Origin of the sequence: Xanthomonas fragariae (genome assembly GCF_017603965.1) — a bacterium.
GTDB lineage: Bacteria > Pseudomonadota > Gammaproteobacteria > Xanthomonadales > Xanthomonadaceae > Xanthomonas > Xanthomonas fragariae_A.
Genome location: NZ_CP071955.1, coordinates 1164896 through 1190054, shown reverse-complemented (window position 1 = coordinate 1190054; position 25159 = coordinate 1164896). Strand labels below are relative to the sequence as shown.

The following is a 25159-nucleotide window of genomic DNA, read 5'->3' as shown; positions in this document are numbered from 1 at the left end:
GAACAGTCGGCAGCGGCCAGCCGCTGCCGATACGAGCGCCCCATACGCCGCGATGCGCCGTAGCGTTTCGACGATACTGCAGGCGAGCGCCGGCTTGGGAATCCGGATTGATCGCATATGCATGCAACTGTCGGACACAGGCAGGCTGAGGCGCCCTGCCGGACATGCGGTGCACGCCGCCGAGCGCACCGGTCGCAATGCCCGGCAGACGTATCCGCGTCAGTCGGTCGCCGCTTCCAGCGCCTGACTCAGCCGCTCCACTGCGATGATCTCCATTCCCTTGATGCTGGCCGTCTTGGGCGCATTGGCTCTAGGCACGATCGCGCGCTTGAAACCATGCGTCGCGGCTTCCTTCAAGCGGTCCTCGCCGTTGGGTACCGGACGGATTTCGCCGGACAGCCCCACTTCGCCAAACGCAATGGTCTTCTCGGACAACGGGCGGTCGCGCAGCGAAGACAGCACCGCCAGCAACACCGGCAGATCGGCTGCGGTTTCCTGCACGCGGATGCCGCCCACCACGTTGACGAACACGTCCTGATCGCCTACCACGATACCGCCGTGGCGATGCAGCACCGCCAGCAACATCGCAAGGCGGTTCTGCTCCAACCCCACCGCAACCCGACGCGGATTGGACAACGGCGAGGCATCCACCAAGGCCTGTACCTCCACCATCAAAGGCCGAGTGCCTTCGCGGGTGACCATCACGCAACTGCCGGGCTGCTGGGTGCTGCCGCCGGACAGGAAAATCGCCGACGGGTTGGACACCTCCTTGAGACCCTTCTCGCCCATCGCGAATACGCCCAGCTCGTTGACCGCACCGAAGCGGTTCTTGAAAGCGCGCAACAACCGAAACCGGCTCCCACTCTCACCTTCGAAATACAGCACCGCATCGACCATGTGCTCGAGCACGCGCGGGCCGGCGATACCACCTTCCTTGGTGACATGGCCGACCAGAAACACGGCAGTGCCGGTCTCCTTGGCATAGCGCACAAGCCGTGCCGCGCTCTCGCGCACCTGGCTGACCGAACCGGGCGCTGCGGTCAGCGATTCGGTCCACAGCGTCTGCACCGAATCGGCCACGATCAACTTCGGCCGCGCCACGCTGGCGTGCTGCAGGATGTTTTCGATTCCAGTTTCGGCCAGTGCATTCAAACCTTCCAATGGCAGATCCAGGCGCACCGCACGCCCGGCGACCTGCGCCAGCGATTCCTCGCCGGTGACGTACAACACCGGCAACGTGCCGGCCATGCTTGCCAACGCCTGCAGCAACAACGTCGACTTGCCGATGCCGGGGTCGCCACCGATCAGCACCACCGCACCTTCGACCAGCCCACCGCCCAGCACCCGATCGAACTCGCCGATGCCTGTGGACACACGCGCCTGCTCGGACTGCTGCACATCTTTGAGCGCGGTGATCTTGGGTGCCTCGGCCTTACCGGCCCAGCCGCTACGCCGCGATGCCGCTGGCGATGCCTTGCTGCCAGGCGTCGCGCTTTCGAGCACGATTTCGCTGAGCGTGTTCCATACACCGCATTCGGTGCATTGGCCCTGCCATTTGTTGTACTCGGCGCCGCACTCGCCGCAGACATAGGCCGTTTTCGCCTTCGCCATCGTCATCTAGCCAAATCGATTCTGGAACGACAGGATAGCCGCCGTTGGTCTCAGGATGCGCGACGCTGGCGGGATCCGGGATTCGTCCAGGCTGACAGCGCTGCTGGATGACTTGCAGCTGTGCACTTCAACCACGGCGCTCTACGTGGGACACATCAACGACGTCGAAACACGTGGCTAGCGCAATGCCTTTCGTTGGATGAGTCGACATCGCTATCTACGACAACCAACGCATCGGAAGCTGCATGATCGATCACGACCGACCATGCAACACACTCACCGCTCACCTCTCAAGAACGGGGGAATCATCCATCAACGTGCCTTGTACAATTCGCTCAAGCGATCCGGCTTGCCGGCAATACGCTCTAGATGCGGATACGACAGCCCGCCGTGGTAATCGATGCGCACGTTGTCGTAGCGATCCAGACGTTTGACCAGAAATTCGATCGGCGTGGTGGTGTCCTCGGCGGCTTTGATTGCGTCCTTGATGACTTCGACACTGAAGGCGCGACCGTTGACTGCGACGATCGTATTGCCATTGATCAGGCCTGCATTGAACGCCGGGCTGTCCCACAGCACATCATTGATATCGCCCGAGGCTTTCAAAGACACGCCAAGCGAATAGGTCAGGCTGGCGTCGTTGTCGTCGCTCTCGTCGGCCTTGGTGGCAAGGTTCGGCTCCTCGTTGTAGACCAGCTTCCAGCCGTTGGCTTCGATGCCGCCGCTCAAGGAGCCGTGCCCGCCCATGCGGCTGCGCAGCAGGCTCGCCCAGTCGTACGCGGCCACGTCGTTGAGCGTGGCGACGATGTCGTCGAAGGTGTACGGATTGACACCCCAATCGCCGTTCTTCATGCCGAAAAACGCTTTGCCGAAGTCGTCGATGGAGCGCTTGTTGTTGGTCAGCTGACGCAGCTTGCTGTCCACTTCCAGCCACATCATCTGGCCACCGGCGTAGTAATCCTCGCTCATCTGGTAGCTGCGATACGCCTTCGGGCGGCGCATCGACATAGCCGGGTCGTTGGTAGTGTCCTGAACAGTGCGCCAGGCCATCCCGGGGCGACCGCGCTCGTAGGTCGCAACGACGACTGCCAAAATCTCGCGTGCCTGGTCCTGCGTCCACAGGCCCGACCGCGCAGCCATCACTTCACCCCAGAACTGGGTCTGGCCTTCATACAACCACAATAGGCTGTCGCCCATCGGCACGTTGAAATTCGGCGTATACAGGTCGGTGCCACGGCGGTATTTGCCGTTCCAGGAATGGTTGAACTCGTGTGCAAGCAGGTCGCGCCCGGTCCAGCTCTTGTCCCACTCGGTGAAGTAATTCGGCGGGCCACTGTTTTCGCTGGAACGGTGGTGCTCCAGGCCGATGCCACCCAACCTCTTGGTCAGCGCGAGCAGAAATTCGTAATGGTCGAAATGGCGTGCGCCGTACAGCTTGTCCATCTGCTGCACCAGGGACGCATGCGCCTTGATCTGTTCGGGCTTGGCCTCCAGCGACTTGGCTTCGTCGGCGAACACGTTGAGGTACACAGGCTGCTTTGCGGTGCTCAGCTCCACTCGCTTGTAGTACTTGCCGGCGAACATCGGCGAGTCGACTAGGTCGTCGAAATCGATCGGCTTGAAGGTCACCGTGTCGCCGACGCGGTGGTCGGTTTCCAATGCGGTGGCATAGCTCCAGCCGGCCGGCAGCGTGACGCTGGCCTGCGCCTTAATGTTGCGTGCCAAGTAACCGGCCGGATAGAGCGCAGCGGTGTTCCACTGCAGGTTGAGCATCTCCGGCGTCATCATCACCCGGCCCTGATTGTGGGCCTGCGGCGAGAGAAACTCGAACTCGGCCACCAGCTCGGTGGCACCCTGCGACACATCGATCTTGAAGGCGTACACGTCGAACTGATCGCGAGTCCATGGCACCACCTTGCCATCGACCTTGATCACCAGACCGGCAAGCTTGTCGATCGGCCCGGTCGGCGAGTGATCGCCGGGAATCCACTGTGGATACAGCAGTGTCATCGGACCCGGCTTGGCCGGCATGGTGGTCTTGACCTTGAAGATGCGGTGCGCCAGATCGGTGGCATCGACATCGATCTTCAAGGTGCCTTCAAATGGCACATCTTGTGGCGGTGCGGTGTGCGCGGCTGCGGGCAACGACAACGCCGCCAGCAACGACACGGACAACAAGGTCGGCATTTTCATCGCAACTCCGCAGTGACCTGGAACAGGCAAGCCCATGATGCTAAGCGCCCGCCAGTGCTTCCCCGTATGCCATTGGTCATGTCGCAGGCGATTCATCCGCAAAAAAGCCGCCATTCACTTGGCGGCCTTCTTTGATCCAGCATGCTTGGATTTAGAGCGGCTAACAAAACATAGCGAGCAGTCGTCAGTTGGGTGCGGACGGCGCGGAGGAAACCGGAGTGTACGCGTGGTACATGCCGATTCCGAGCACCGGCGCGTCCGCCTGGCGGCGGCGCAGTCGTTATTGTTAGCCGCTCTTAGCGTGGCCCCGTCTCAATGCATCATGTTGACGTTCATGTTGTGCAGGACCCACAGCGAGCCAACGATCACGATGCCGATGATCAGCAGCGAGAACAGGCCCACCTGCACGTTGGAACGCTGCTCGGGCGAGCGATCCATATGCAGGAAATACACCATGTGCACCAGCATCTGTACGGCGGCCATCAGAGAGATCACGATAACGGTAACGCTCCTGGAGAACGCTCCACTCATCACCATCGCAAATGGGATGGCAGTGAGTATCACGGCCATCACAAAGCCGGTCAGATAGGACTTCAAGCCGCCTGCATGCGCGTCGGCAGCGGTTTCGGTGTGGTGGCAATTGGCCATTACAGCGCTCCCAACAGATAGACGACGGTGAACACACCGATCCAGATGATGTCCAAGAAGTGCCAGAACAGGCTCAGGCAAGCCAGACGCGTGCTGTTGCGCGAAGTCAGGCCGTTCTTGGAGATCTGGATCACCAGCACCGCCATCCACAGCAGGCCGGAAGTCACGTGCAATCCATGCGTGCCCACCAGGGTGAAGAAGGCCGACAGGAATGCACTACGCCCCGGACCGGCACCTTCGTGGATCAGGTGATTGAACTCATAGACTTCCATGCACAGAAAGCCGATACCCAGCAGCGCGGTGACGCCTAACCAGGCATATAGCCCGGTCATATTGCGCTTGTGCGCCGAGATCATCGCAACGCCGAAGCTCAAACTGCTGAACAACAGCAGGAAGGTTTCCACCAGCACGAACTTCAGATCGAACAGCTCCTTGGCGGTCGGTCCATCCACCGTGGCGCCTGAGAGCACTGCGTAAGTGGCGAACAGACCGGCAAACAGCAAGCAGTCGCTCATCAGATAGACCCAGAACCCGAAGACGGTGTTGCCACCGGCATCGTGATGTTCGTGATCGTGATCGTGGCCGCCCGCGTGGGCGGCGTGATCAAGCGTGGTCGAGGAAGCCATGGTCATACCACCTTCGCGGCCTGCGCCGCCTGTTGCCGTTCGAGCAGGGCGAAACGTGCGTTTTCGATGCGCTCCACTTCGTCGACCGGCACCCAGTAATCGATGTCGTCATCGAACGTCCGTGCGATGAAGCTGCCGATCATGCCCACCAGGCCGATGATGGCCAGCCACCAGATGTGCCAGATCAGACCGAAGCCCAGCAGCACGCTGAAGGCACCTATATAGACACCTGCACCGGTATTACGCGGCATATGGATCGGCTCGTACCTGGACGGTCGCACCCAACCCTTGCCGTTCTGCTTATCGGACCAGAACTGATCGCGGTCGTCGATGTGCGGCAGCACGGCGAAATTGTAGAACGGCGGCGGCGAAGAGGTTGCCCACTCCAGCGTGCGGCCATCCCACGGATCGCCGGTGTGATCCACGTGCTCCTTACGCTTCCAGACGCTGTAAGCGATCTGCACCAGATTAAGGAAGATACCGGTACCGATGATCGCTGCACCCACCGCAGCCACGATGAGCCAAGGTGCCCACTCTGGATGGTTGTAGGTGTTCATGCGGCGGGTCATGCCCATGAAACCGAGCACGTACAGCGGCATGAAGGCCACGAAGAAACCGATGATCCAGCACCAGAACGAAGCCTTGCCCAGCTTCTCGTTAAGCCTGAAACCGAACGCCTTCGGGAACCAGTAGGTCAGACCTGCCAGGTAACCGAACACCACGCCACCAATGATCACGTTATGGAAATGCGCGATCAGGAACAGGCTGTTGTGCAGCACGAAGTCCACGGCCGGAATCGCCAACATCACGCCGGTCATGCCGCCGATGCTGAAGGTGATGATGAACCCGATCGTCCACAACACCGGCGCTGTCATGTGCACGCGACCGCGGAACATGGTGAACAGCCAGTTGAAGATCTTCACCCCGGTCGGGATCGAGATGATCATCGTCGTGATGCCGAAGAAGGCATTGACGTTGGCACCCGAGCCCATGGTGAAGAAGTGGTGCAACCACACCACGAACGACAGAACGCCGATGCACGAGGTGGCGTACACCATCGAGGTGTAGCCAAACAGACGCTTGCGGCTATAGGTCGCGATCAGCTCGGAGAAGATGCCGAACGCCGGCAGGATCAGGATATACACTTCCGGGTGACCCCAGATCCAGATCAGATTGACGTACATCATGGCGTTGCCGCCACCGTCGTTAGTGAAGAAGTGCGTACCCAGATAACGGTCGGCACCCAGCAGCGCCAGCGCCACGGTCAGGATCGGGAATGCCGCGATGATCAGGATGTTGGTGATCAACGCGGTCCAGGTGAAGATCGGCATCCGCATCAGGGTCATGCCAGGTGCGCGCATCCGCATGATCGTGACGAAGAAGTTGATGCCGGTCAGCAACGTGCCTAACCCTGAGACCTGCAACGCCCAGATGTAGTAGTCCACACCGACACCTGGACTGTATTCCAGCCCCGACAATGGCGGATAGGCCAACCAACCGGTCTGCGCGAATTCACCGACGCCCAGCGAGAGGTTGATCAACGCCGCACCGGCCACGAACAGCCAGAAGCTCAGCGAATTCAAGAACGGGAACGCCACATCGCGTGCGCCGATCTGCAGCGGCACGATCACGTTCAACAGGCCGGTCATGAACGGCATGGCCATGAAGAAGATCATGATCACGCCGTGCGCGGTGAAGATCTGATCGTAGTGATGCGGCGGAAAGATGCCTTCGTTGCCGCCGTGGGCGATCGCCTGCTGGGTGCGCATCATCGCCGCATCGGCGAAGCCGCGCAGCAACATGACTAGCGCCACGATGATGTACATCACACCGATGCGCTTGTGATCCACCGAGGTGAACCACTCCTTCCACAGATAGCCCCAGAGCTTGTACTTGGTGACGGCGCCCGCGACGATCAGGCCGAGCAGGCTGGCGCCACCGAGAGCAGCCATAATGATCGGCTCGTGGTAAGGAACCGCCTCGAGCGTAAGTTTGCCTAGCATCACTTTTCTCCAGAAGTGCACATGGCAACCGGCTCTACAGCCGATGCCCGATGATCGCCGTGGCCTTCTTCGCCGTGGCCTTCCGGATGGTGACCCGGGCCGTTCATGTATTTGCCTATCAGCGATCGGAACATACCGTCCTGCACCGACGCGTAGTAGGTAACCGGATACTGTTCTTTATCGTTGCGATTGGCGGCCAGCATCTGGTACTCGGTGGCGTCCAATGCCTTCGGCGATGCCTTGACCTGAGCGATCCATGCATCGAAGCCAGCCTGATCGGTGGCATGCGCCTTGAAGCTCATCTTCGAAAAGCCGTGACCGCTGTAATTGGTCGACAGGCCGAAGTATTCGCCCGGCTCATTGGCGATCAGATGCAGCTTGGTTTCCATGCCCGCCATCGCGTAGATCATGGTGCCCAGCTGCGGGATGAAGAACGTGTTCATCACTGTATCGGAGGTGATCTTGAAGTTTAGCGGCGTGTGCACCGGGAACGCGATCTCGTTGACGGTCGCAATGCCCTGATCTGGATAGATGAACATCCACTTCCAGTCCAGCGACACCGCTTCGATGTTGATGGGCTTGACGTGCGAATCCAGCGGCCGGTACGGGTCCAGCGCGTGTGAGGAGCGCCAGGTCAGCACCGCCAGCACCAGGATGATCACGCAAGGGATCGACCACACCACAACTTCAATGGCGGTGGAGTGCGACCAGTCCGGTTCGTAGCGCGCCTTCGTGTTCGATGCGCGATATTTCCACGCGAACGTAATCGCCATCACGATCACAGGAATGACCACGATCAGCATCAACACCACTGAGGTGATCAGCAGTTGTTTCTCGTCGTGGCCGACCTGGCCTTTCGGATTGAGAATGGCCGAGTTGCAGCCTGCCAACAGTAGGGACGGCAGCATCAGGCCTGGACGAAGTAAACGCCTGAGATATTTCAGCGGAATCATCGGTCGATCCAAATGCGAAGGAACGCCAGCCTCGTTCATCGTATCCATGTGGACTCGTCCTGACGGCGCACTTTTTGGAGGAAGGCGGCCACGCAGACACAAGATCACGAGTTAGCTCCTTGATTTTAGACTTTGCTGCACCTGCACGAAACCCATCGGCAATGATCTGTCGCAATTCATGCGCGCAAAACTGTGCGACATGTTGTCGCAGCGCTGCGCGGGGCGGGGCAGATGCAGCTGTAGCCATCGTTTGCGGCCTGCGTGATGTGCGGCGTATATGGCATGGCTGCGCCTGCGCCGAGGTGTGCGTGCACAGGCCCAAAACGCAACTGGGCCGACCAATGGTCGACCCAGTGTTGAACCGATGGTGCCGGAAATAGGAATCGAACCTACGACCTACGCATTACGAATGCGCCGCTCTACCAACTGAGCTATTCCGGCCAGCCGTCAATTGTAGGAGCGGAGCCGGTGCCCGGTCAATCGCCACCAGGCGGCGAACTGCGCGTTCCGGCCTCGGGCCCGTGGCTGCGGCCGGCGAATGATGGCCACCTGCAGCTGCGGAACGCCCAGAGTTGCCGCATGCACTCGACACTGACTCAGCCAGCCCGGAGCGCCCGTTTTCAGCTGACCAGACGCAGCCGCAGTTCCCTGGGAAGCGCAAATACCATCGATTCGGGCTCGCCTTCTAGTTCGGACACGCCTTCGGCACCCAGTTCGCGCAGCCGCGCCAGCACACCATCTACCAACACCTGCGGCGCGGAGGCGCCAGCGGTCAGACCGATGCGCTGCTTGCCGACGATCCAGGCCGGGTCGATCTCGCTGGCATTGTCGATCAGGTAGGACTCCACCCCGTCGCGCCGGGCCAGCTCGCTGAGACGGTTGGAATTGGAGCTATTGGGCGAGCCGACCACCAACACCAGATCGCATTGGCGCGCCAGATCGCGCACCGCGTCCTGACGATTCTGGGTGGCGTAGCAGATATCGTCGTGGCGTGGTCCCTGCATCGCCGGGTAGCGCGCACGCAAGACCTCGATGATGCCCATGGTGTCGTCCACCGACAGCGTGGTCTGGGTGGTGTAGGCCAGGTTGTCAGGCTGGCGGATCTGCAACGTGGCCACCTGCTCTATGTCCTCGACCAGATAGATCGTGCCCGGGCCGCGCTCGCGGCTCCACTGCCCCATTGTGCCTTCCACTTCCGGATGCCCCGCGTGGCCGATCAGCACCACGTCGCGACCGGCCCGGCAATGCCGCGCGACCTCGAAATGCACCTTGGTCACCAACGGACAGGTGGCATCGAACACCTTGAGCCCTCGCTGCTCGGCTTCCTGGCGCACCGCTTGCGAGACACCATGCGCGCTGAAGATCACCGTTGCCTTGTCGGGCACCTCGTCCAGTTCCTCGACGAAGATCGCGCCGCGCTGCTTGAGATCGTCGACCACAAAGCGGTTGTGCACGACTTCGTGGCGCACATAGATCGGCGCGCCAAGCGTCTCGATCGCGCGCTTGACGATCTCGATCGCACGGTCGACACCGGCACAAAAACCACGGGGATTAGCGAGCAGAACATGCATGGCAGGCATTCTACGGGAATGGGGAAACAGGAACCGGACCGGGCGGCGATCGCCCGCTAGACCACTTCAGCGTCGATTCCTAATTCCTAATCCCCGATTCCCGCTTTCCGGACGTATCGAACAAACTGAACACTGCAATGCCGATAGCGCCGCCCACGATCGCCGAGTCGGCGATATTGAACGACGGCCAGGTGTGGCTGCCGATGTACCACTGGATGAAATCGACCACGTGGCCGTGCATCAGCCGGTCGATCACGTTACCGATCGCCCCGCCGATCACCAGCGCGTACGGCAGCGCGCTGCGCCATTCACCGCGCGCCGTGCACGACAGCCAGAACGCCAGCAAGCCGCTGACGCCCACCGCCAGAGCGGTGAAGAACCACAACTGCCAGCCACCGGCATCGCTCAGAAAGCTGAAGGCTGCACCGGTGTTGTAGGTGCGGTACCAGTTCCAAAACCCGCCGATGACCGGAACCGGGGTGTACTCGGGCAGGCTGGACAGCACCCAGGCCTTGCTCCACTGGTCCAGCCCGACCACGAGCGCCGACAACAGCAGCCAGATCAGGGCGGAGGGTTTGGGTCTTGCGGTCATGAAATCACCTTGCTGTTCCTTGTTCCGGGGACGGGAAAGGCTGCCCGAAGGGCGGATGGGTAAGCACAGCCGGATGCGCCATCGCACGCCCTCATCCGGCACTTCGCGCCATCTTCTCTCGCTCGCGTGAGAAGAAATTAGAGGATCAGAACCAGCGACGCTCCTCGCCAGGGCCTTCGATGTTGCTGACGCAGCGGCTGCACAGTTCCCGATGACGCAGATCGCTACCCACGCTGGCCTGGTGGTGCCAGCAGCGTACGCACTTGGCCTTGGCGGTCGGCTGCGCGCTGACGAAGATGTCGTCGGTGCTGGCTGCGATCACGCTGACGTCGCCACTGATGAACAAAAAACGCAGCTCTTCGGCCAACGGCTGCCAGCGTGCAGCGGTCTGGGCATCGACGGCCACGGTGATCTCCGCTTCCAGTGCTGCGCCGATTGCGCCGTTGGCACGCATCGGCTCCAACACCTTGGCCACCTGCTCGCGCAAGGCCAGCAGCTTGTCGAAGTCGGCAATGGTCAGCGCGGCATTGGCTGGCAACGGCGCAAGGCCGTCGTACCATGTCACGAACAGCACATTTTCGGCATGCTTGCCCGGCAGGTAGCCCCAAAGTTCTTCGGCCGTGAAGCTCAGCACAGGCGCGATCCAGCGCACGAACGCTTCGGCCACGTGGTACATCGCGCTCTGCGCCGAACGGCGGCCGCGTGCATCCTCGGCCATCGTGTACAGACGGTCCTTGGTCACGTCCAGATACAGCGAACCCAGATCCACGCTGCAGAAGTTCAGCAGGGCCTGCATGATTTCGGCCAAGTCGTAGCGCGCATACGCGGCGGCGATCTTCTCCTGCAGTTCGTGCGCACGATGCACGATCCAGCGATCCAGCGGCACCATGTCGTCCAGCGCCACCTGATGCTGCAGCGGATCGAACCCATGCAGATTGCCGAGCAGAAAGCGCGCAGTATTACGCAGACGGCGATACGCATCGGCATTGCGCTTGAGGATCTCCTGCGACAGCGACATTTCGTTGCTGTAGTCGGCCGAGGCGATCCACAGGCGCAGGATGTCCGCGCCCAGGGTCTTCATGATCTCCTGCGGCTCGATGCCGTTTTTATCCGACTTGGACATCTTGCGACCATGCGCGTCCACGGTAAAGCCGTGGGTGAGGCACTGCTTGTACGGCGCCACCTTGTCCATCGCCACGCCGGTCAGCAGCGAGGACTGGAACCAGCCGCGATGCTGATCGGAACCTTCCAGATACAGGTCGGCCGGCTTGGGCAGGCCGCGGTCGACCAGCACCGCTTCGTGCGTTACACCCGAGTCGAACCACACATCCAGGATGTCGGTGATCTTGTCGTAATCGGCCGCTTCGTCGCCCAGCAGTTCGGCCGCATCCAGCGTGTACCACACGTCCACGCCGCCCAGCTCCACCCGGTCGGCAACCTGGCGCAGCAGCTCGGTGCTGCGCGGATGCGGCTCGCCGGTTTCGCGATGCACGAACAAGGCGATCGGCACGCCCCAGGTGCGTTGCCGCGAGACGGTCCAGTCCGGGCGCCCGTCGACCATTCCGGCGATGCGCGCCTGGCCCCAGGAAGGATACCAGTGCACGCCTTCGATGGCCTTAAGCGCATCGGCGCGCAGATTGGCCTGTTCCATCGAGATGAACCACTGCGGCGTGGCGCGGAACGCGATCGGCGTCTTGTGGCGCCAGCAATGCGGGTAGCTGTGTTCCATCCTGCTGGCCGCCAACACCACGCCGGTGTCGCGCAACGCCTCGATGATGATGTCGTTGGCCTTCCAGATATGCAGCCCGGCCAGCACGGTGTCGCCCAGCGGCGGCGTCGACGGTAGATACACGCCGCGTCCGTCCACCGGGTTGATCTGCGCAGCACCGTAGCGCTCCAGCAGGCCGTACTGCCTGGAGACCTGGTAGTCCTCCTGACCGTGACCAGGTGCGGTATGCACCGCGCCGGTACCGTCTTCGGCCGACACGTGATCGCCCAGCAGCAGCGGGATTTCGCGCTCGGCATAGAACGGGTGATTCAGCAGCATCTGCTCCAGCGCCGCGCCCTTGGCATGGCCGTGCATCACCACCGTCTCTACACCGTAGCGCCCGAGCGCCTTGCCGGCCAAGGCCTCGGCGATCACCAGCCAGCGCGGCTGGCCGCGGTCGGCCGGGCCTTCGACCAGCACGTAATCCAGTTCCGCACCCACGCTCACCGCCAGCGAGGCTGGCAGCGTCCACGGCGTGGTAGTCCAGATCGGCACCGCTACGCTTACGCCTGCCGGTAGCATCGCGCCGAACGCAGCAGCGACGGCAGCCGGATCGCGCGCCGGGTAGGCGATATCCGCCGTCGGCGACACCTTGTCGGCGTATTCGATCTCGGCCTCAGCCAGTGCCGAACCGCAATCGAAACACCAGTGCACCGGCTTGACGCCCCGGGTCAGGTGGCCGTTGTCGACGACCTTGGCGAGCGCGCGAATCTCATTGGCTTCGAAGCGGAAATCGAGCGTCTTATAAGGGTTGTCCCAATCGCCGATCACGCCTAGGCGCTTGAAATCGCGCCGCTGCAGATCGATCTGCTCGGTCGCGTATTGGCGGCACTTCTGGCGAAATTCCGCCGCATCCAGCTTTACCCCGACCTTCCCGTACTTCTTCTCGATCGCGATTTCGATCGGCAGGCCATGGCAATCCCAGCCAGGAATGTAGGGCGCATCGAAGCCAGCCAAATACTTCGACTTGACGATGATGTCCTTCAGGATCTTGTTGACTGCATGGCCCAGATGAATCTGGCCGTTGGCATACGGCGGGCCGTCGTGCAGCACGAACAGCGGGCGCCCTGTGGCATTGGCGCGCAGTTGCGCGTACAGGCCCTCACGCTCCCAGCGCTCCAGTATCGCCGGCTCGCGCTTGGGCAGGTCGCCGCGCATCGGGAATTCCGTCGCGGGCAGATGGAGAGTGGCTTTGTAGTCTTGGGTCACAGGTCTCTACCGTTGCGCTGCGTTGTCTGAAGTGCCTGCACTTAAGTGTGCAGACGTTTGCGAGGAGCTCGCATTTTTATTATGTGCAGGCTCTTGCGAGGGACCGGCATCAAGTACAGCACGTGCCTGCTCGGCATCGCGATGCATCTGCACGGTCAACGCGTCCAGGCCATCGAACTTTTCTTCGTCGCGCAGCTTGGCAACGAATTCGACTTCGATATGCCGGCCATACAGATCGCCCTGGAAATCGAACAGGTGCGCTTCCAGCAGCGGCTCCACACCAGCGACCGTGGGCCGGGTGCCAAAGCTCGATACCGATGGCCAAGGCTGCTCGGCCATCCCGTGCACCCAGGTCGCATAGATGCCAGACAAAGCCGGGGTGCGCTGAAAGCGCAAGTTGGCAGTCGGGTAGCCCAGCGTGCAGCCGAGTTGTTTGCCACGCACCACTCGTCCGCCGATGGCATACGGGCGGCCGAGCAATTTGCCAGCATGCGCAAACTCGCCGGCACCCAGCAGCTCGCGAATCCGCGTCGCAGAAATGCGCTCCCCCCACAGATGCACCGGCGCGATTTCGCCGGCCACAAAGCCGTGCTGATCGCCGAGGGTACGCAGCAACGCAATATCGCCGCCGCGCCGATGGCCGAAGCGAAACTCCGGGCCGATCCATACTTCGCGCGCGCACAGCCGACCGACCAGCGCCAATCGCACAAAGTCTTCCGCGCTCATCGCCGACAAGCGGCCGTCGAAACGGATCATGCCAACGCTGTCGGCGCCGAAGTCATACAGCCCTTTGATCTTGGCGCGGGCCAGGGTCAGCCGCGGCGGCGGCGCGACCGAGGCAAAAAACTCCCGCGGCAACGGCTCGAAGCTCACCGCCACCGCCGGCACGCCCAGCGCGCGCGCGCGCGCGACTGCGTGTTGCACCAACGTCCGATGCCCCAGATGCAGGCCATCGAAGGCGCCGATACAGACCACGCTTCCGCGCGGGAACAATGTCCCGCCCTCGACGTCTCTAAACAGCCTGCTCATTGCTCGATCCAAACAGATGCCGGCCTGCCGGCCGACCCTCACTGATACATAACCTGCAAGTATAGCCGTGCCTGTCAACCCGCATGGGCGCGCGCTCAGGAGCGGGCAGCGCTTGGCAGGTGGCAGCGAACATTCGGCTGCGCGAAGGCAGAACTCCGTACAGCGCAGGCGGTTCTGCCACTTACTCTGCCAAGTCCGGCAGGCGCCCTATCCATCCCTTACCCCTCGCGCAAATGCCGCGGTCGCAATCCCAATCCTACCTGCGCCACCAGATAGGTCAGCCCACCGCTGCCGACCAGCACTGCCAGCCAGCCAATGCGATCCCACTTGTCCATGTGCGTAAACGAGGGCAACCACCACAGCAGACCCAACAGCACCACCACCATCACCGCGCAGGCCAGCAGCAGGCGCAGCGCATAGCCGCCCCAGCCCGGCCGCCGCTGATACACGCCGGACTTGCCCAGCCAGTACCACAGCATTCCCAGGTTGAGATAACTCGACAGCGCACTGGCGATGCCCAGTGCCAGATGCAGGCCCGGCTGCTTGCCCAGCGCCTGCATCATGCCCTGCGCCTTGAGCTCGGGCGGCACCATGATCTGGTAGACCACCGCCAGCAGCGCGAAGTTGAACACCATGTTGGCGATCAGTGCGGCCACGCCGGCACGCACCGGAGTGCGCGTGTCCTGACGTGCGTAGAAAGCCGGCAAAAGCACCTTGAGCATGGCGTAAGCCGGCAGGCCGAAGCTCAAGCCGTAGACCGACATCGCGGTCATGCGCGTATCGAACGCGGTGAACTTGCGATACTGGAACAAGGTAGCCACCAGCGGCTCGGCCAGCAACAGCAGGCCCAGCATGGCCGGCATCGCGATCAGCAGCGTGGTGCGGAAACCCCAATCCAGCGCACCGGAGAATGCGCTGCGGTCGGTCTTGACGTGATGGCGGGCCAGCGCCGGCAGGATCACCGTGCCCAGCGCCACGCCGAACACGCCCAAGGGCAATTCCAGGAATCTATCGGCCAGCGACAGCCACGACTGCGAGCCGTCGGCAAGCCGCGCGGCGATCACCGTGTCAAGCATCAGGTTGATCTGCGCGATCGACGAACCGAACAAGGTCGGGATCATCAAGGTCAGCACCTTGCGCACGTCCGGGTGATTCCAGCCCCAGCGCGGCAACGTCAACAGGTCGATGCCCTTCAACGCCGGCAACTGGAACAGCAGTTGCAGAGCACCGGCAACCAGCACCGCCCAGCCCAGTGCCAGGATCGGCACCTCCAGTCGCGGCGCCAACCACAAAGCGCCGGCGATCATGCACAGGTTGAGAATCACCGGCGTCAGTGCCGGAATCGCAAAGCGCTGGAAACTATTGAGGGCGCCGCCGGCCAGGGCCGTGAGCGAAACGAACAGCAGGAACGGGAAGGTCAACCGCAACAAATCGACCAACAACCCGTACTTTTCGGGGTTGGTAGCCGCGCCATCTGAGAACACCGACGCCAGTTGCGGAGTGAAGATCAGCCCAAGTGCGGTGATCACCAGCAGCATGCCGCCGAGCGTGCCGGACACGCGCGCCATCAGCTCGCGCAGATCGGTATGCGGGCGGGTTTCCTTGACTTCGGTGAACACCGGCACGAACGCAGTGGCAAACGAGCCCTCGGCGAACAACCGGCGCAGGAAATTGGGAATCCGGAACGCCACCCAGAATGCATCGGTCACCGCATTGGCACCGAAGGTAGTGGAGATCGCTTGGTCGCGGATCAGGCCCAACACCCGCGAAACCATGGTCATACTGCTGAATGAGAGCAGGCCTCTCAACATTGCGGGCTTGCTCACGCTACATCCCTCTTGACAACTGACTTGACGTGCATATCCGGGCCCATCATACTTTCGCGCTTGCTTTTTCCACCATACCGATTTTTCAGGAAACCACCACCGTGGCCAATATCAAGTCCGCCAAGAAGCGCGCCAAGCAGACCGTCGTGCGCAACGAGCGCAACACCGGCCAGCGTTCGATGCTGCGCACCGCCGTCAAGAAGGTGATCAAGGCCCTTGACGCCAATGATGCTGCAGGCGCCGAAGCTGCTTTCGCCGTTGCTCAGCCTATCCTCGACCGTTTCAGCGCCCGTGGCCTGATTCACAAGAACAAGGCGGCGCGTCACAAGAGTCGCCTGACCGCTCGCATCAAGGCCATCAAGGCCGCGTAAGCCATCGGTGTCGGCACCGCTGGAAGTCTGGCTTCCAGCGGCATAGAAAAACCCGGCCTCGGCCGGGTTTTTTGTGTGCCTGCCACTGCACTCAGCCGGCATTGCGCGCCTCGAGTTCGTCCTCACGCTGACGGTCGAAGAAGGCCATGACGTCCTTCATGATCGGCAAGGTGCCATCGCGCCCCAATGCGGACACCAGGTACCACGGCGAGGTCCAGCCAAGTTCGGCCACAATCGTCTCGGCCGCAGCGCGCGCCTCGTCCTCGAACATCAGGTCGGCCTTGTTGAGCACCAGCCAACGCGGCTTGGCCAGCAACTCCGGATCATGCCGCTCCAGCTCGCGCTCGATGGTGCGCACCTGATCCACCGGCGACGCCTCCACACCACCATCCATTGGCGAAATATCGACAAGATGCAGCAGCAGACGCGTGCGCTGCAGATGGCGCAGGAATTGCGTCCCCAGGCCGGCACCGTCGGCAGCACCTTCAATCAGGCCCGGCACGTCGGCGATGACGAAGCTGCGATACGCCTCGACACTGACCACGCCCAAATTCGGATACAAGGTGGTGAACGGGTAATCGGCCACCTTCGGTGTTGCCGAGGACACCGCGCGGATCAGCGTGCTCTTGCCGGCATTGGGGAAGCCCAGCAGGCCGACGTCGGCCAGCAGCTTCAGCTCCAGCTTGAGCAGACGCTCCTCGCCTTCTTCGCCGGTGGTGGACTGACGCGGCGCGCGATTGATCGAGCTCTTGAAGTGCATGTTGCCCAGGCCACCCTGGCCGCCCTTGGCCACCAGCAGGCGATCGCCATGCTGGGTGAGGTCGCCGATGATTTCATCGGTCTGCACGTTCATCACCACTGTACCGACCGGCACCACGATGATGCGGTCTTCGCCGCCCTTGCCGTAGGCCTGGCGGCCCATGCCATTCTCGCCACGCTGCGCCTTGAAGGTGCGCTCATGCCGGAAATCGACCAGCGTATTGACGTTCTCGTCGGCCACGATCCACACACTGCCGCCACTACCGCCATCACCGCCATCGGGCCCACCAAGCGGGATGAACTTTTCGCGGCGAAAGCCGACACAGCCATTGCCGCCATTGCCGGCGGTGACCAAGATTTCTGCTTCGTCGACTAACTTCATGGGCTTACAACCGGGAATTGGAAAATAGGCAATGGGGAATTGGCCAACAAAAGCGGCCCATTCCTGCCGGCGAGAACACTCACCAGCACGACAGCAGAAAAACGCGACGGGATGCAGAACCGGCTTTTCCGATTCCCCATTCCCAACTCCCGATTCCCGGCCGTCAAATGAAAAACCCCGCAAAAGCGGGGCTTTCCGTATCGTTCGCATGGCATTGCTACCGTGCGAACGGCCTGCATGAAGCGGGCGATTACGCCTCGGCAACCACACTGACGGTACGACGCTTCTTCGCACCCTTGACCGAGAACTCCACTTTGCCGTTCACCAGAGCGAACAGGGTATGGTCACGGCCAAGGCCGACACCGGCGCCAGGGTGAAACTGGGTGCCGCGCTGACGCACGATGATGTTGCCGGCGCCGATGGCTTGGCCACCGAAGATTTTCACGCCGAGGTACTTCGGGTTGGAATCGCGACCGTTGCGCGAGGAACCTACGCCCTTTTTATGTGCCATGACTGGTTCTCCTTACTTCTTATCGCCACCGGCAATGCCGGTGATCTCGATTTCGGTGTAGTGCTGACGGTGTCCCTGACGCTTCATGTGGTGCTTGCGGCGACGGAACTTGATGATGCGCACCTTGTCGGCGCGGCCATGGGCCACAACCTTGGCGGTGACCGAAGCGCCATTCAGCGCATCGCCCAGCTTGATGCCGTCGCTATCGCCCAACATCAGGACGGTGTCGAACGTGATCTCGTTGCCGGCTTCGACTTCGAGCTTTTCCACGCGGAGCGTTTCGCCCTGCGCGACGCGGTATTGCTTACCGCCAGTGACCAGAACTGCGTACATGACCAGGTTTTCCTCTGTAGTTATTATGGTCGCCTGCCTTACCCATGGGGCAAACAGGGGCGGGATTGTACTGGCCTAGCCTGTTTCGGGTCAAGTCGCAAGCTGTATTACCCGGCCCACCCCGAACCAGGCCATATGGAACGCATCATCCGGCCGCCACAAGGGCACCGGCAGACTGGCATTTGGGGCAATTGCCCTCGCCTGGGTCGGCGGGTAGGCTGGTCGACTGCAACTCATTCCCGCTGAGCACGCTCGCACCACCGCCGGTTCGCCGGCCCGACACCGGATCCCCCATGGCGATGGATTTCATCCGCATCCGCGGCGCGCGGACGCACAACCTAAAGAATATCGACCTCGACCTGCCTCGCGACAAATTGATCGTGATCACCGGCCTGTCCGGTTCAGGCAAGTCGTCGTTGGCGTTCGACACCATTTATGCAGAAGGCCAGCGTCGCTACGTCGAGTCGCTGTCGGCGTATGCACGCCAGTTCCTCAGCGTGATGGAAAAGCCCGACCTGGACCACATCGAAGGTTTGTCGCCGGCCATTTCGATCGAACAGAAATCCACCTCGCACAACCCGCGCTCAACGGTCGGCACGATCACCGAGATTTACGACTACCTGCGTCTGCTTTACGCGCGCGTCGGTCAACCACGTTGCCCGGACCACGGCTTCCCGCTGGAAGCGCAGACCGTCAGTCAGATGGTCGACCACATGCTCACGCTGGATGCCGAGCAGCGCTACATGCTGCTGGCGCCGGTGATCCGCGACCGCAAGGGCGAGCATGGGCAGGTGTTCGAGCAACTGCGTGCACAGGGTTTCGTGCGCGTGCGCGTGGATGGCGAGTTGTACGAGATCGATGCGGTGCCGACATTGGCTCTGCGTCAGAAGCACACCATCGAAGCGGTGATCGATCGCTTCCGCCCGCGCGAAGACATCAAGCAACGATTGGCGGAAAGCTTCGAAACAGCGCTCAAGCTCGGCGAAGGCATGGTGGTAGTGCAGTCGCTGGACGATCCGGCCGCCGCGCCCCAGTTGTTCTCGTCCAAGTACAGCTGCCCGGTCTGCGATTACTCGCTTCCCGAACTGGAACCGCGCCTGTTTTCGTTCAACGCACCGGTAGGCGCCTGCCCAAGCTGCGATGGCCTGGGCGTAGCCGAGTTCTTCGACCCCGATCGCGTCGTGGTGCATCCGGAGCTGTCGTTGTCGGCCGGTGCGGTACGCGGTTGGGATCGACGCAATGCCTATTATTTCCAGCTGATCGCCTCGCTGGCCAAGCACTACAAATTCGACGTCGATGCAGGGTGGAATACCTTGCCGGCCAAGGTGCGTCAGGCCGTGTTGTTCGGCAGCGGCGATGAGGTGATCAGCTTCACCTACTTTACCGATGCGGGCGGGCGCACCTCGCGCAAGCACCGTTTCGAAGGCATCCTGCCGAATCTGGAACGCCGCTACCGCGAGACCGAATCGCCAGCCGTGCGCGAAGAGCTGACCAAGTACGTCAGCCAGCAGCCCTGTCCTGCGTGCAATGGTACGCGTCTGAATCGGGCCGCGCGCAACGTGTTCGTAGCCGATCGCCCACTGCCCGAGTTGGTGGTGTTGCCGGTCAACGAGGCACTGCGCTTTTTCCGTGGTTTGTCGTTGCCAGGTTGGCGCGGCGAGATAGCCGGCAAGATCGTCAAGGAAATCGGCGAGCGGCTGGGCTTCCTGGTCGATGTGGGCCTGGATTACCTGACCCTGGAGCGCAAGGCCGACACCTTGTCTGGCGGTGAGGCGCAGCGCATTCGCCTGGCCAGCCAGATCGGTGCCGGCCTGGTCGGTGTGATGTACGTGCTGGACGAGCCGTCGATAGGCCTGCATCAGCGCGACAACGAACGCCTGCTCGGCACGCTGACGCGGCTGCGCGATCTGGGCAACACCGTGATCGTGGTCGAGCATGACGAAGACGCGATCCGTCTGGCCGACTATGTGCTGGATATCGGCCCCGGCGCCGGTGTGCATGGCGGCGAAATCTGCGCCCAAGGTACGCTGCAGGACATCCTGAATGCGCCCCGCTCGTTGACCGGTCAATACCTGTCGGGCAAGCGCCGCATCGAGATTCCCAAGCAGCGCCACAAGCCCAACCCGAAGATGATGCTGCATCTGCGCGGGGCGACCGGCAACAATTTGAAGAATGTCGATCTGGACATTCCCGCCGGCCTGTTGACCTGCATTACCGGCGTGTCCGGGTCGGGCAAATCCACGCTGATCAACGACACGTTGTTTTCGTTGGCCGCCAACGAAATCAATGGCGCATCGCATCCGGTGGCCGCGCATCGCGAGGTCCACAATCTCGATCTGTTCGACAAGGTCGTGGATATCGACCAGTCGCCGATCGGGCGCACGCCGCGCTCCAACCCGGCGACCTACACCGGCATGTTTACGCCGCTGCGCGAACTGTTCGCACAGGTACCGGAATCGCGTGCGCGCGGCTATTCGCCGGGACGTTTCAGTTTCAACGTGCGCGGTGGCCGCTGCGAGGCGTGCCAGGGCGATGGCTTGATCAAGGTGGAAATGCACTTTCTGCCGGACGTCTACGTGCCCTGCGATGTTTGCCACGGCAAGCGCTACAACCGCGAAACGCTGGAGATCCGCTATAAGGGCTTCAATATCAGCGACGTGTTGCAGATGACCGTGGAAGATGCGCTGCGCTTGTTCGAGCCGGTGCCGTCGATCGCGCGCAAGTTGGAAACTCTGATCGATGTCGGCTTGAGTTACATCAAGCTAGGCCAGAGCGCGACCACGCTGTCCGGTGGTGAAGCGCAGCGCGTCAAGCTGTCGAAGGAACTCTCGCGTCGCGATACCGGGCGCACCTTATACATCCTCGACGAGCCGACTACCGGCCTGCACTTTCACGACATCGAGGCGCTGCTCGGCGTGCTGCACAAGCTGCGCGACGAAGGCAACACGGTGGTGGTGATCGAACACAATCTGGATGTGATCAAGACCGCCGACTGGATCGTGGATCTGGGCCCGGAAGGCGGCCATCGCGGTGGCAGCATTCTGGTCTCCGGCACGCCGGAAGATGTGGCCGCGCACAAGGCGTCCTACACCGGGCAATTCCTGGCCAAGATGCTGCCATCGGTACAAGCACGCCAGACGCGCCCGGCCGCGATGGCCAACAAGCCCGATGCGCGCCCGCCGCGCAAGGTCAAACCGGAAAAGGTGGCCAAGGTCGCCAAGTCAGCCACCCACAAAACTGCAAAAAAGAAGGCAAGCTGATGAGCGAACGCAAGATTCTGGCACGCATTCCTATCAGCGTGCGCTGGCGTGATATGGACAGCATGGGCCACGTCAACAACGCCAAATACATTTCGTATCTGGAAGAAGCGCGCGTGCGCTGGATGCTCGGCGTGGAAGGTGTGGCGATGACCGATCGCATCGCACCGGTGGTTGCCGCCACCAACGTCAACTACAGACGCCCGCTAGTGTGGCCGAACGACATATTAATAGAGTTGTTCGTCGAGCGTTTGGGCAGCAGCAGTATTACTATCGGCCATCGCATCCTCGACCAGAAAGATGAGGGCGTGCTGTATTCGGATGGCAACGTTGTGGTGGTGTGGATCGATACGCAAACCGGCAAGAGCGCGTCGTTGCCGGATGCGGTGCGCACGGCCAGTCGCTGAGTTTTATCGACCCGGCTGCTGCGTTTTTCTCAGCGCTAAAGATCGGCTGCGGCTCTCTCGGGAGCCGCAGCTTTTGTTTCGAACGATGGTGCGATTGCGCTACTTCGTACTATTGCACGCCTGCAGCATGATGAGCCGGACACCGCAGAATGATACGGCAGCGCCTTCTGCGCGCCAGGCGACTGCTTGGCCAGGATCGTTGGATCAAACAGCGCTGCAGCTGGTTCTCCATCAAGAACCGGGCGCGCGCTTGCGCGCTTCCAACCTCGCCTTGATCTCACGGCCATCCTGGAAGGTGAAGGTCACGGGCACTCGCGCGCCTTCCTGCAGCGGCGCGCTCGCCTCCATCAACATCAGATGCAGGCCGCCCGGCACCAGCGCCACCGACTTACCCGCCGGCAACGCCAGCTCGGGCACCGCACGCATGCCACTGACGCCATTGGTCTGCGTGGTCTGGTGGAAGGACACATCGGCGAACGCGCTGCTCTGGACCGCGGTGACCTTGAGCGGCTGCGCGCAGCCGTTGTGGAACTGCCCGAATCCTGCGGCCATGCCCATGCCGCCGGGTGGTGGGATACGGATCCAGCCATTCTTGAAATCCGGCAAGCATTGCGCCGGGACACTCGTACTTGCCACCACCGCCAACACACCGAACACCACGCGTGCGCACATACGCCGCCTGCTTTGACTGCCTTCTATCATGATCCGACCTCCAGGAGCCCCGAATGAGCATCCAAATCTTAGACCATGGCCGTCTTCGAGAAATCCGTCTGGCGCGTCCGCCGGTCAATGCGCTGGACAACGCGTTGTGCCAGGCGTTGAGCGTTGCGGTGCAGCAGGCCGGCGATGAGACAGATGGCATCGTGCTGTCGGGCAGCGAGCGGATTTTTTCCGGTGGCATGGATGTGCCGCACCTGCTGTCGCACGGCACCGACCGCGCCGCACTACTCGCCAGTTGGACGGTATTCTTCGAGGCCGCGCAAGCGCTGGCCAATAGCCGCGTTCCGGTGGTTGCGGCCATCGGCGGGCACGCCCCCGCCGGCGGCTGCGTGCTGGCGCTGTGCTGCGACTACCGGGTGATGGCGCGCAGTGCCGATACCGCCGAACCCTATGCGATCGGCTTGAACGAAGTGCGGGTCGGCTTGGCCGCGCCGGAAGGCATCCAGCGCCTGCTGCGCCGCGTGGTCGGTGCGCACCGTGCCGAGCGCTTGCTAATTTCCGGGCAGCTGCTGCCGGCCGAACAAGCGGTCAAAATAGGCCTGGTCGATGAGTTGGTCGATGGCGGCTTGGTCACCGCGCGTGCGGTGGCGTGGCTGCAGGAACTGCAGCAGCTGCCGCACCAGCCGATGCTGACTACGCGCGCGATTGCCCGCGCCGATCTGCGCGCGGCGCTGGCGCCCGAGCTGATCCAGCTGGAGCGCTTCATCGACGGCTGGTATGCGCCGGATGCGCAAGCCGCGCTGCATGGTCTGGCCGCACGTCTGCACAAGGCCTGAGCACGCTGTCGGCACGGTGAGCACCGGGCGGACCGCTATAATCCTGGTCCGTCGCACGCTCAGGCCAGCCCCTTGTCCGCCACTGCCGAACCCGTTGTCTCCGAACTGATCAGCCTGCTGTCGCTGGAGCGCCTGGAAGACAACCTGTTTCGCGGCCAGAGCCGCGACATCGGCACCAAGTACGTGTTCGGTGGACAAGTGCTTGGTCAGGCGCTGTCGGCAGCGCAGGCCACGGTCGAAAACGGCCGGCAGGCGCACTCGTTGCACGCGTATTTTTTGCGCGCCGGCAATATCGATCAGCCGATCGTCTACGAGGTCGATCGCACCCGCGATGGCGGCAGTTTTTCGGTGCGCCGGGTCACCGCGATCCAGCACGGCAAGGTAATCTTTTTCTGCGCGGCCTCATTTCAGGAACGCGAAGACGGCGCGGAGCATCAGTCGCCGATGCCGGTGGTGCCACCGCCGGAAGACATCGAACCCGGCACGCCGCTGGCTCCTGAGGTGTTGGCGAACCTGCCGGCCAAGGTACAACGCTGGCTCTCGCGCGGCGGCCCGTTCGAATTTCGTCACGTGTTCCCGCGCGACGAACTCAAGCCGCCCAAGCGGCCTCCGTTCCAGCAGATGTGGCTGCGCTTTAACGATCCGATTGGCGACGATGTCGGCCTGCATCAAGTGCTGCTCGCATACGCGTCGGATTTCCAGTTGCTGGGGACGTCGACGTTTCCGCATGGCATCAGCTATTACACGCCGAACGTGCAGATGGCCTCGCTCGATCATGCGCTGTGGTTCCACCGCCCGTTCCGCACCGACGATTGGCTGCTGTATTCGCTTGACAGCCCCACCGCGCAAGGGTCGCGCGGCCTGGCGCGCGGGCAGTTCTTCACTCGCGATGGCGTGTTGGTCGTCAGCACCACCCAGGAAGGATTGATCCGTGTGGTGCCCGACGGCAGCCCGATACACGCGCCAGCCAAGGACTAGGCATGCGCCCGACATCTTCGCCATTCTTCTTTTTTATCTCGACCATGCGCAATCACCGCGCAGCTGGTTCGGGAATCGCTGGCACACCCTAAGCATGCGCAAGATCTTCAGCAGTCAACGTATCGAAACCGCCGAAGGCGTGGCCAATCTCTTGCGCGAAGCCGGCATCGACGTGCGCATGAGCAATGGCCGCTCCTACGAAAGCAAACGCACCGGCCAGTTCAGCTATCTCGAACAGGGCAACGCGCAGGCCTATCCTACCGTGTGGATCGTGCATGCCGACGACCAGCCGCGCGCACGCGATCTGCTGCGTGACGCACGCCTGCTGGACACCACCCGTCGCGATCTGCCGAACGTGGAATACACCTTCCGCGAGGGCGAAAAAGGCTCGAGCGCCAGCGCGCGCAGTTGGGCCTGGCGCATCCGTCTGGTGTTGCTGTCGGTGATCGGCGCGGTCGCCATGTTCGTGGTGATGCGCCATCGCAGTGCGCCTGCGCCGGTTGCACCGGCGACCCAGCCGGCTTTGCAGCAAACACCCGTGCAGAATTCAGCGCAGCCGGCGGCAGAAGATGAAGAAGTGCGTGTGCGGATTCAGCCGGCGCGCTGAGCGCGGCTGACAACACTGCCGCACAACCA

The 25159-nt window shown here is 62.1% G+C and carries 21 protein-coding genes, 1 tRNA gene and 1 other RNA gene; 6 read left to right on the top strand and 17 right to left on the bottom strand.

What is annotated here, in order from left to right:
- Window positions 1-219: 219 nt before the first annotated feature.
- From radA to murJ, 13 genes are all read right to left on the bottom strand, one after another.
- Complete coding sequence (gene radA / locus J5I97_RS05475; protein ID WP_208589842.1) at window positions 220-1611, bottom strand: DNA repair protein RadA; 1392 nt, start codon at window positions 1609-1611, stop codon at window positions 220-222.
- 312 nt (window positions 1612-1923) lie between these two features.
- Complete coding sequence (locus J5I97_RS05470) at window positions 1924-3804, bottom strand: M61 family metallopeptidase (protein WP_208589835.1); 1881 nt, start codon at window positions 3802-3804, stop codon at window positions 1924-1926.
- Window positions 3805-3962: 158 nt separating this feature from the next.
- Window positions 3963-4039: non-coding RNA, sX9 sRNA (locus J5I97_RS05465), on the bottom strand.
- Between the two features lie 77 nt (window positions 4040-4116).
- Window positions 4117-4452 carry a cytochrome o ubiquinol oxidase subunit IV gene (gene cyoD, locus J5I97_RS05460; protein WP_208589833.1) on the bottom strand — a complete coding sequence of 112 codons (336 nt, stop codon included), beginning with the start codon at window positions 4450-4452 and terminating at the stop codon, window positions 4117-4119.
- Window positions 4452-5084: a cytochrome o ubiquinol oxidase subunit III gene (gene cyoC / locus J5I97_RS05455; protein WP_208589831.1), complete on the bottom strand. Its 633-nt coding sequence runs from the start codon at window positions 5082-5084 to the stop codon at window positions 4452-4454. Before cyoC ends, cyoD begins: the two co-directional genes overlap by 1 nt.
- Entirely contained in the window at window positions 5081-7081 is a 2001-nt protein-coding gene (gene cyoB, locus J5I97_RS05450) for a cytochrome o ubiquinol oxidase subunit I (RefSeq protein WP_208589830.1), read from the bottom strand. Before cyoB ends, cyoC begins: the two co-directional genes overlap by 4 nt.
- On the bottom strand, window positions 7081-8034 hold the full coding sequence (gene cyoA / locus J5I97_RS05445; RefSeq protein WP_208591571.1) for a ubiquinol oxidase subunit II: 954 nt from the start codon (window positions 8032-8034) through the stop codon (window positions 7081-7083). The genes cyoB and cyoA overlap by 1 nt, the downstream gene beginning before the upstream one ends.
- Before the next feature lie 365 nt (window positions 8035-8399).
- Window positions 8400-8475: transfer RNA gene (locus tag J5I97_RS05440), tRNA-Thr, on the bottom strand.
- 179 nt (window positions 8476-8654) lie between these two features.
- Window positions 8655-9605 (bottom strand): 4-hydroxy-3-methylbut-2-enyl diphosphate reductase, encoded by a 951-nt coding sequence (gene ispH, locus J5I97_RS05435; RefSeq protein ID WP_208589828.1) that lies wholly within the window; start codon window positions 9603-9605, stop codon window positions 8655-8657.
- A gap of 79 nt (window positions 9606-9684) precedes the next feature.
- Window positions 9685-10197, bottom strand: coding sequence for a signal peptidase II (gene lspA, locus J5I97_RS05430; RefSeq protein WP_208589826.1), 513 nt, complete (start codon window positions 10195-10197; stop codon window positions 9685-9687).
- Between the two features lie 145 nt (window positions 10198-10342).
- The gene (ileS, locus tag J5I97_RS05425; protein WP_208589825.1) at window positions 10343-13174 is read right to left on the bottom strand and encodes an isoleucine--tRNA ligase; all 2832 of its coding nucleotides are present in this window, start codon (window positions 13172-13174) and stop codon (window positions 10343-10345) included.
- Between the two features lie 6 nt (window positions 13175-13180).
- Window positions 13181-14203 (bottom strand): bifunctional riboflavin kinase/FAD synthetase, encoded by a 1023-nt coding sequence (locus J5I97_RS05420; protein ID WP_208589819.1) that lies wholly within the window; start codon window positions 14201-14203, stop codon window positions 13181-13183.
- Between the two features lie 218 nt (window positions 14204-14421).
- Complete coding sequence (murJ, locus tag J5I97_RS05415) at window positions 14422-16014, bottom strand: murein biosynthesis integral membrane protein MurJ (protein WP_208591570.1); 1593 nt, start codon at window positions 16012-16014, stop codon at window positions 14422-14424.
- Between the two features lie 116 nt (window positions 16015-16130).
- On the opposite strand from murJ, the gene rpsT reads away from it, so the two are divergent.
- Entirely contained in the window at window positions 16131-16400 is a 270-nt protein-coding gene (rpsT, locus tag J5I97_RS05410) for a 30S ribosomal protein S20 (protein ID WP_002807888.1), read from the top strand.
- A gap of 91 nt (window positions 16401-16491) precedes the next feature.
- On the opposite strand, the gene obgE is transcribed toward rpsT, so the two are convergent.
- The 3 genes from obgE to rplU all read right to left on the bottom strand — a co-directional run bounded on the left by obgE (window position 16492) and on the right by rplU (window position 18385).
- The gene (gene obgE / locus J5I97_RS05405; protein ID WP_208589817.1) at window positions 16492-17541 is read right to left on the bottom strand and encodes a GTPase ObgE; all 1050 of its coding nucleotides are present in this window, start codon (window positions 17539-17541) and stop codon (window positions 16492-16494) included.
- Between the two features lie 250 nt (window positions 17542-17791).
- Complete coding sequence (rpmA, locus tag J5I97_RS05400) at window positions 17792-18052, bottom strand: 50S ribosomal protein L27 (RefSeq protein WP_104614141.1); 261 nt, start codon at window positions 18050-18052, stop codon at window positions 17792-17794.
- A 12-nt stretch (window positions 18053-18064) separates the two neighbouring features.
- Complete coding sequence (gene rplU / locus J5I97_RS05395; RefSeq protein WP_208589815.1) at window positions 18065-18385, bottom strand: 50S ribosomal protein L21; 321 nt, start codon at window positions 18383-18385, stop codon at window positions 18065-18067.
- Between the two features lie 293 nt (window positions 18386-18678).
- Between rplU and uvrA the strand changes: the two genes are divergently transcribed.
- Entirely contained in the window at window positions 18679-21645 is a 2967-nt protein-coding gene (uvrA, locus tag J5I97_RS05390; RefSeq protein WP_208589813.1) for an excinuclease ABC subunit UvrA, read from the top strand.
- Window positions 21645-22049, top strand: coding sequence for an acyl-CoA thioesterase (locus J5I97_RS05385; protein ID WP_208589812.1), 405 nt, complete (start codon window positions 21645-21647; stop codon window positions 22047-22049). Before uvrA ends, J5I97_RS05385 begins: the two co-directional genes overlap by 1 nt.
- A gap of 231 nt (window positions 22050-22280) precedes the next feature.
- On the opposite strand, the gene J5I97_RS05380 is transcribed toward J5I97_RS05385, so the two are convergent.
- Window positions 22281-22709 carry a copper chaperone PCu(A)C gene (locus tag J5I97_RS05380; RefSeq protein WP_208591569.1) on the bottom strand — a complete coding sequence of 143 codons (429 nt, stop codon included), beginning with the start codon at window positions 22707-22709 and terminating at the stop codon, window positions 22281-22283.
- A gap of 65 nt (window positions 22710-22774) precedes the next feature.
- On the opposite strand from J5I97_RS05380, the gene J5I97_RS05375 reads away from it, so the two are divergent.
- From J5I97_RS05375 to J5I97_RS05365, 3 genes are all read left to right on the top strand, one after another.
- A complete protein-coding gene (locus tag J5I97_RS05375; protein ID WP_208589810.1) occupies window positions 22775-23545 on the top strand; it encodes an enoyl-CoA hydratase/isomerase family protein in 771 nt (256 codons plus the stop codon).
- A 72-nt stretch (window positions 23546-23617) separates the two neighbouring features.
- Window positions 23618-24523 (top strand): acyl-CoA thioesterase II, encoded by a 906-nt coding sequence (tesB, locus tag J5I97_RS05370; RefSeq protein ID WP_208589808.1) that lies wholly within the window; start codon window positions 23618-23620, stop codon window positions 24521-24523.
- Between the two features lie 94 nt (window positions 24524-24617).
- Entirely contained in the window at window positions 24618-25130 is a 513-nt protein-coding gene (locus J5I97_RS05365) for a DUF2007 domain-containing protein (RefSeq protein ID WP_208589806.1), read from the top strand.
- Window positions 25131-25159 lie beyond the last annotated feature (29 nt).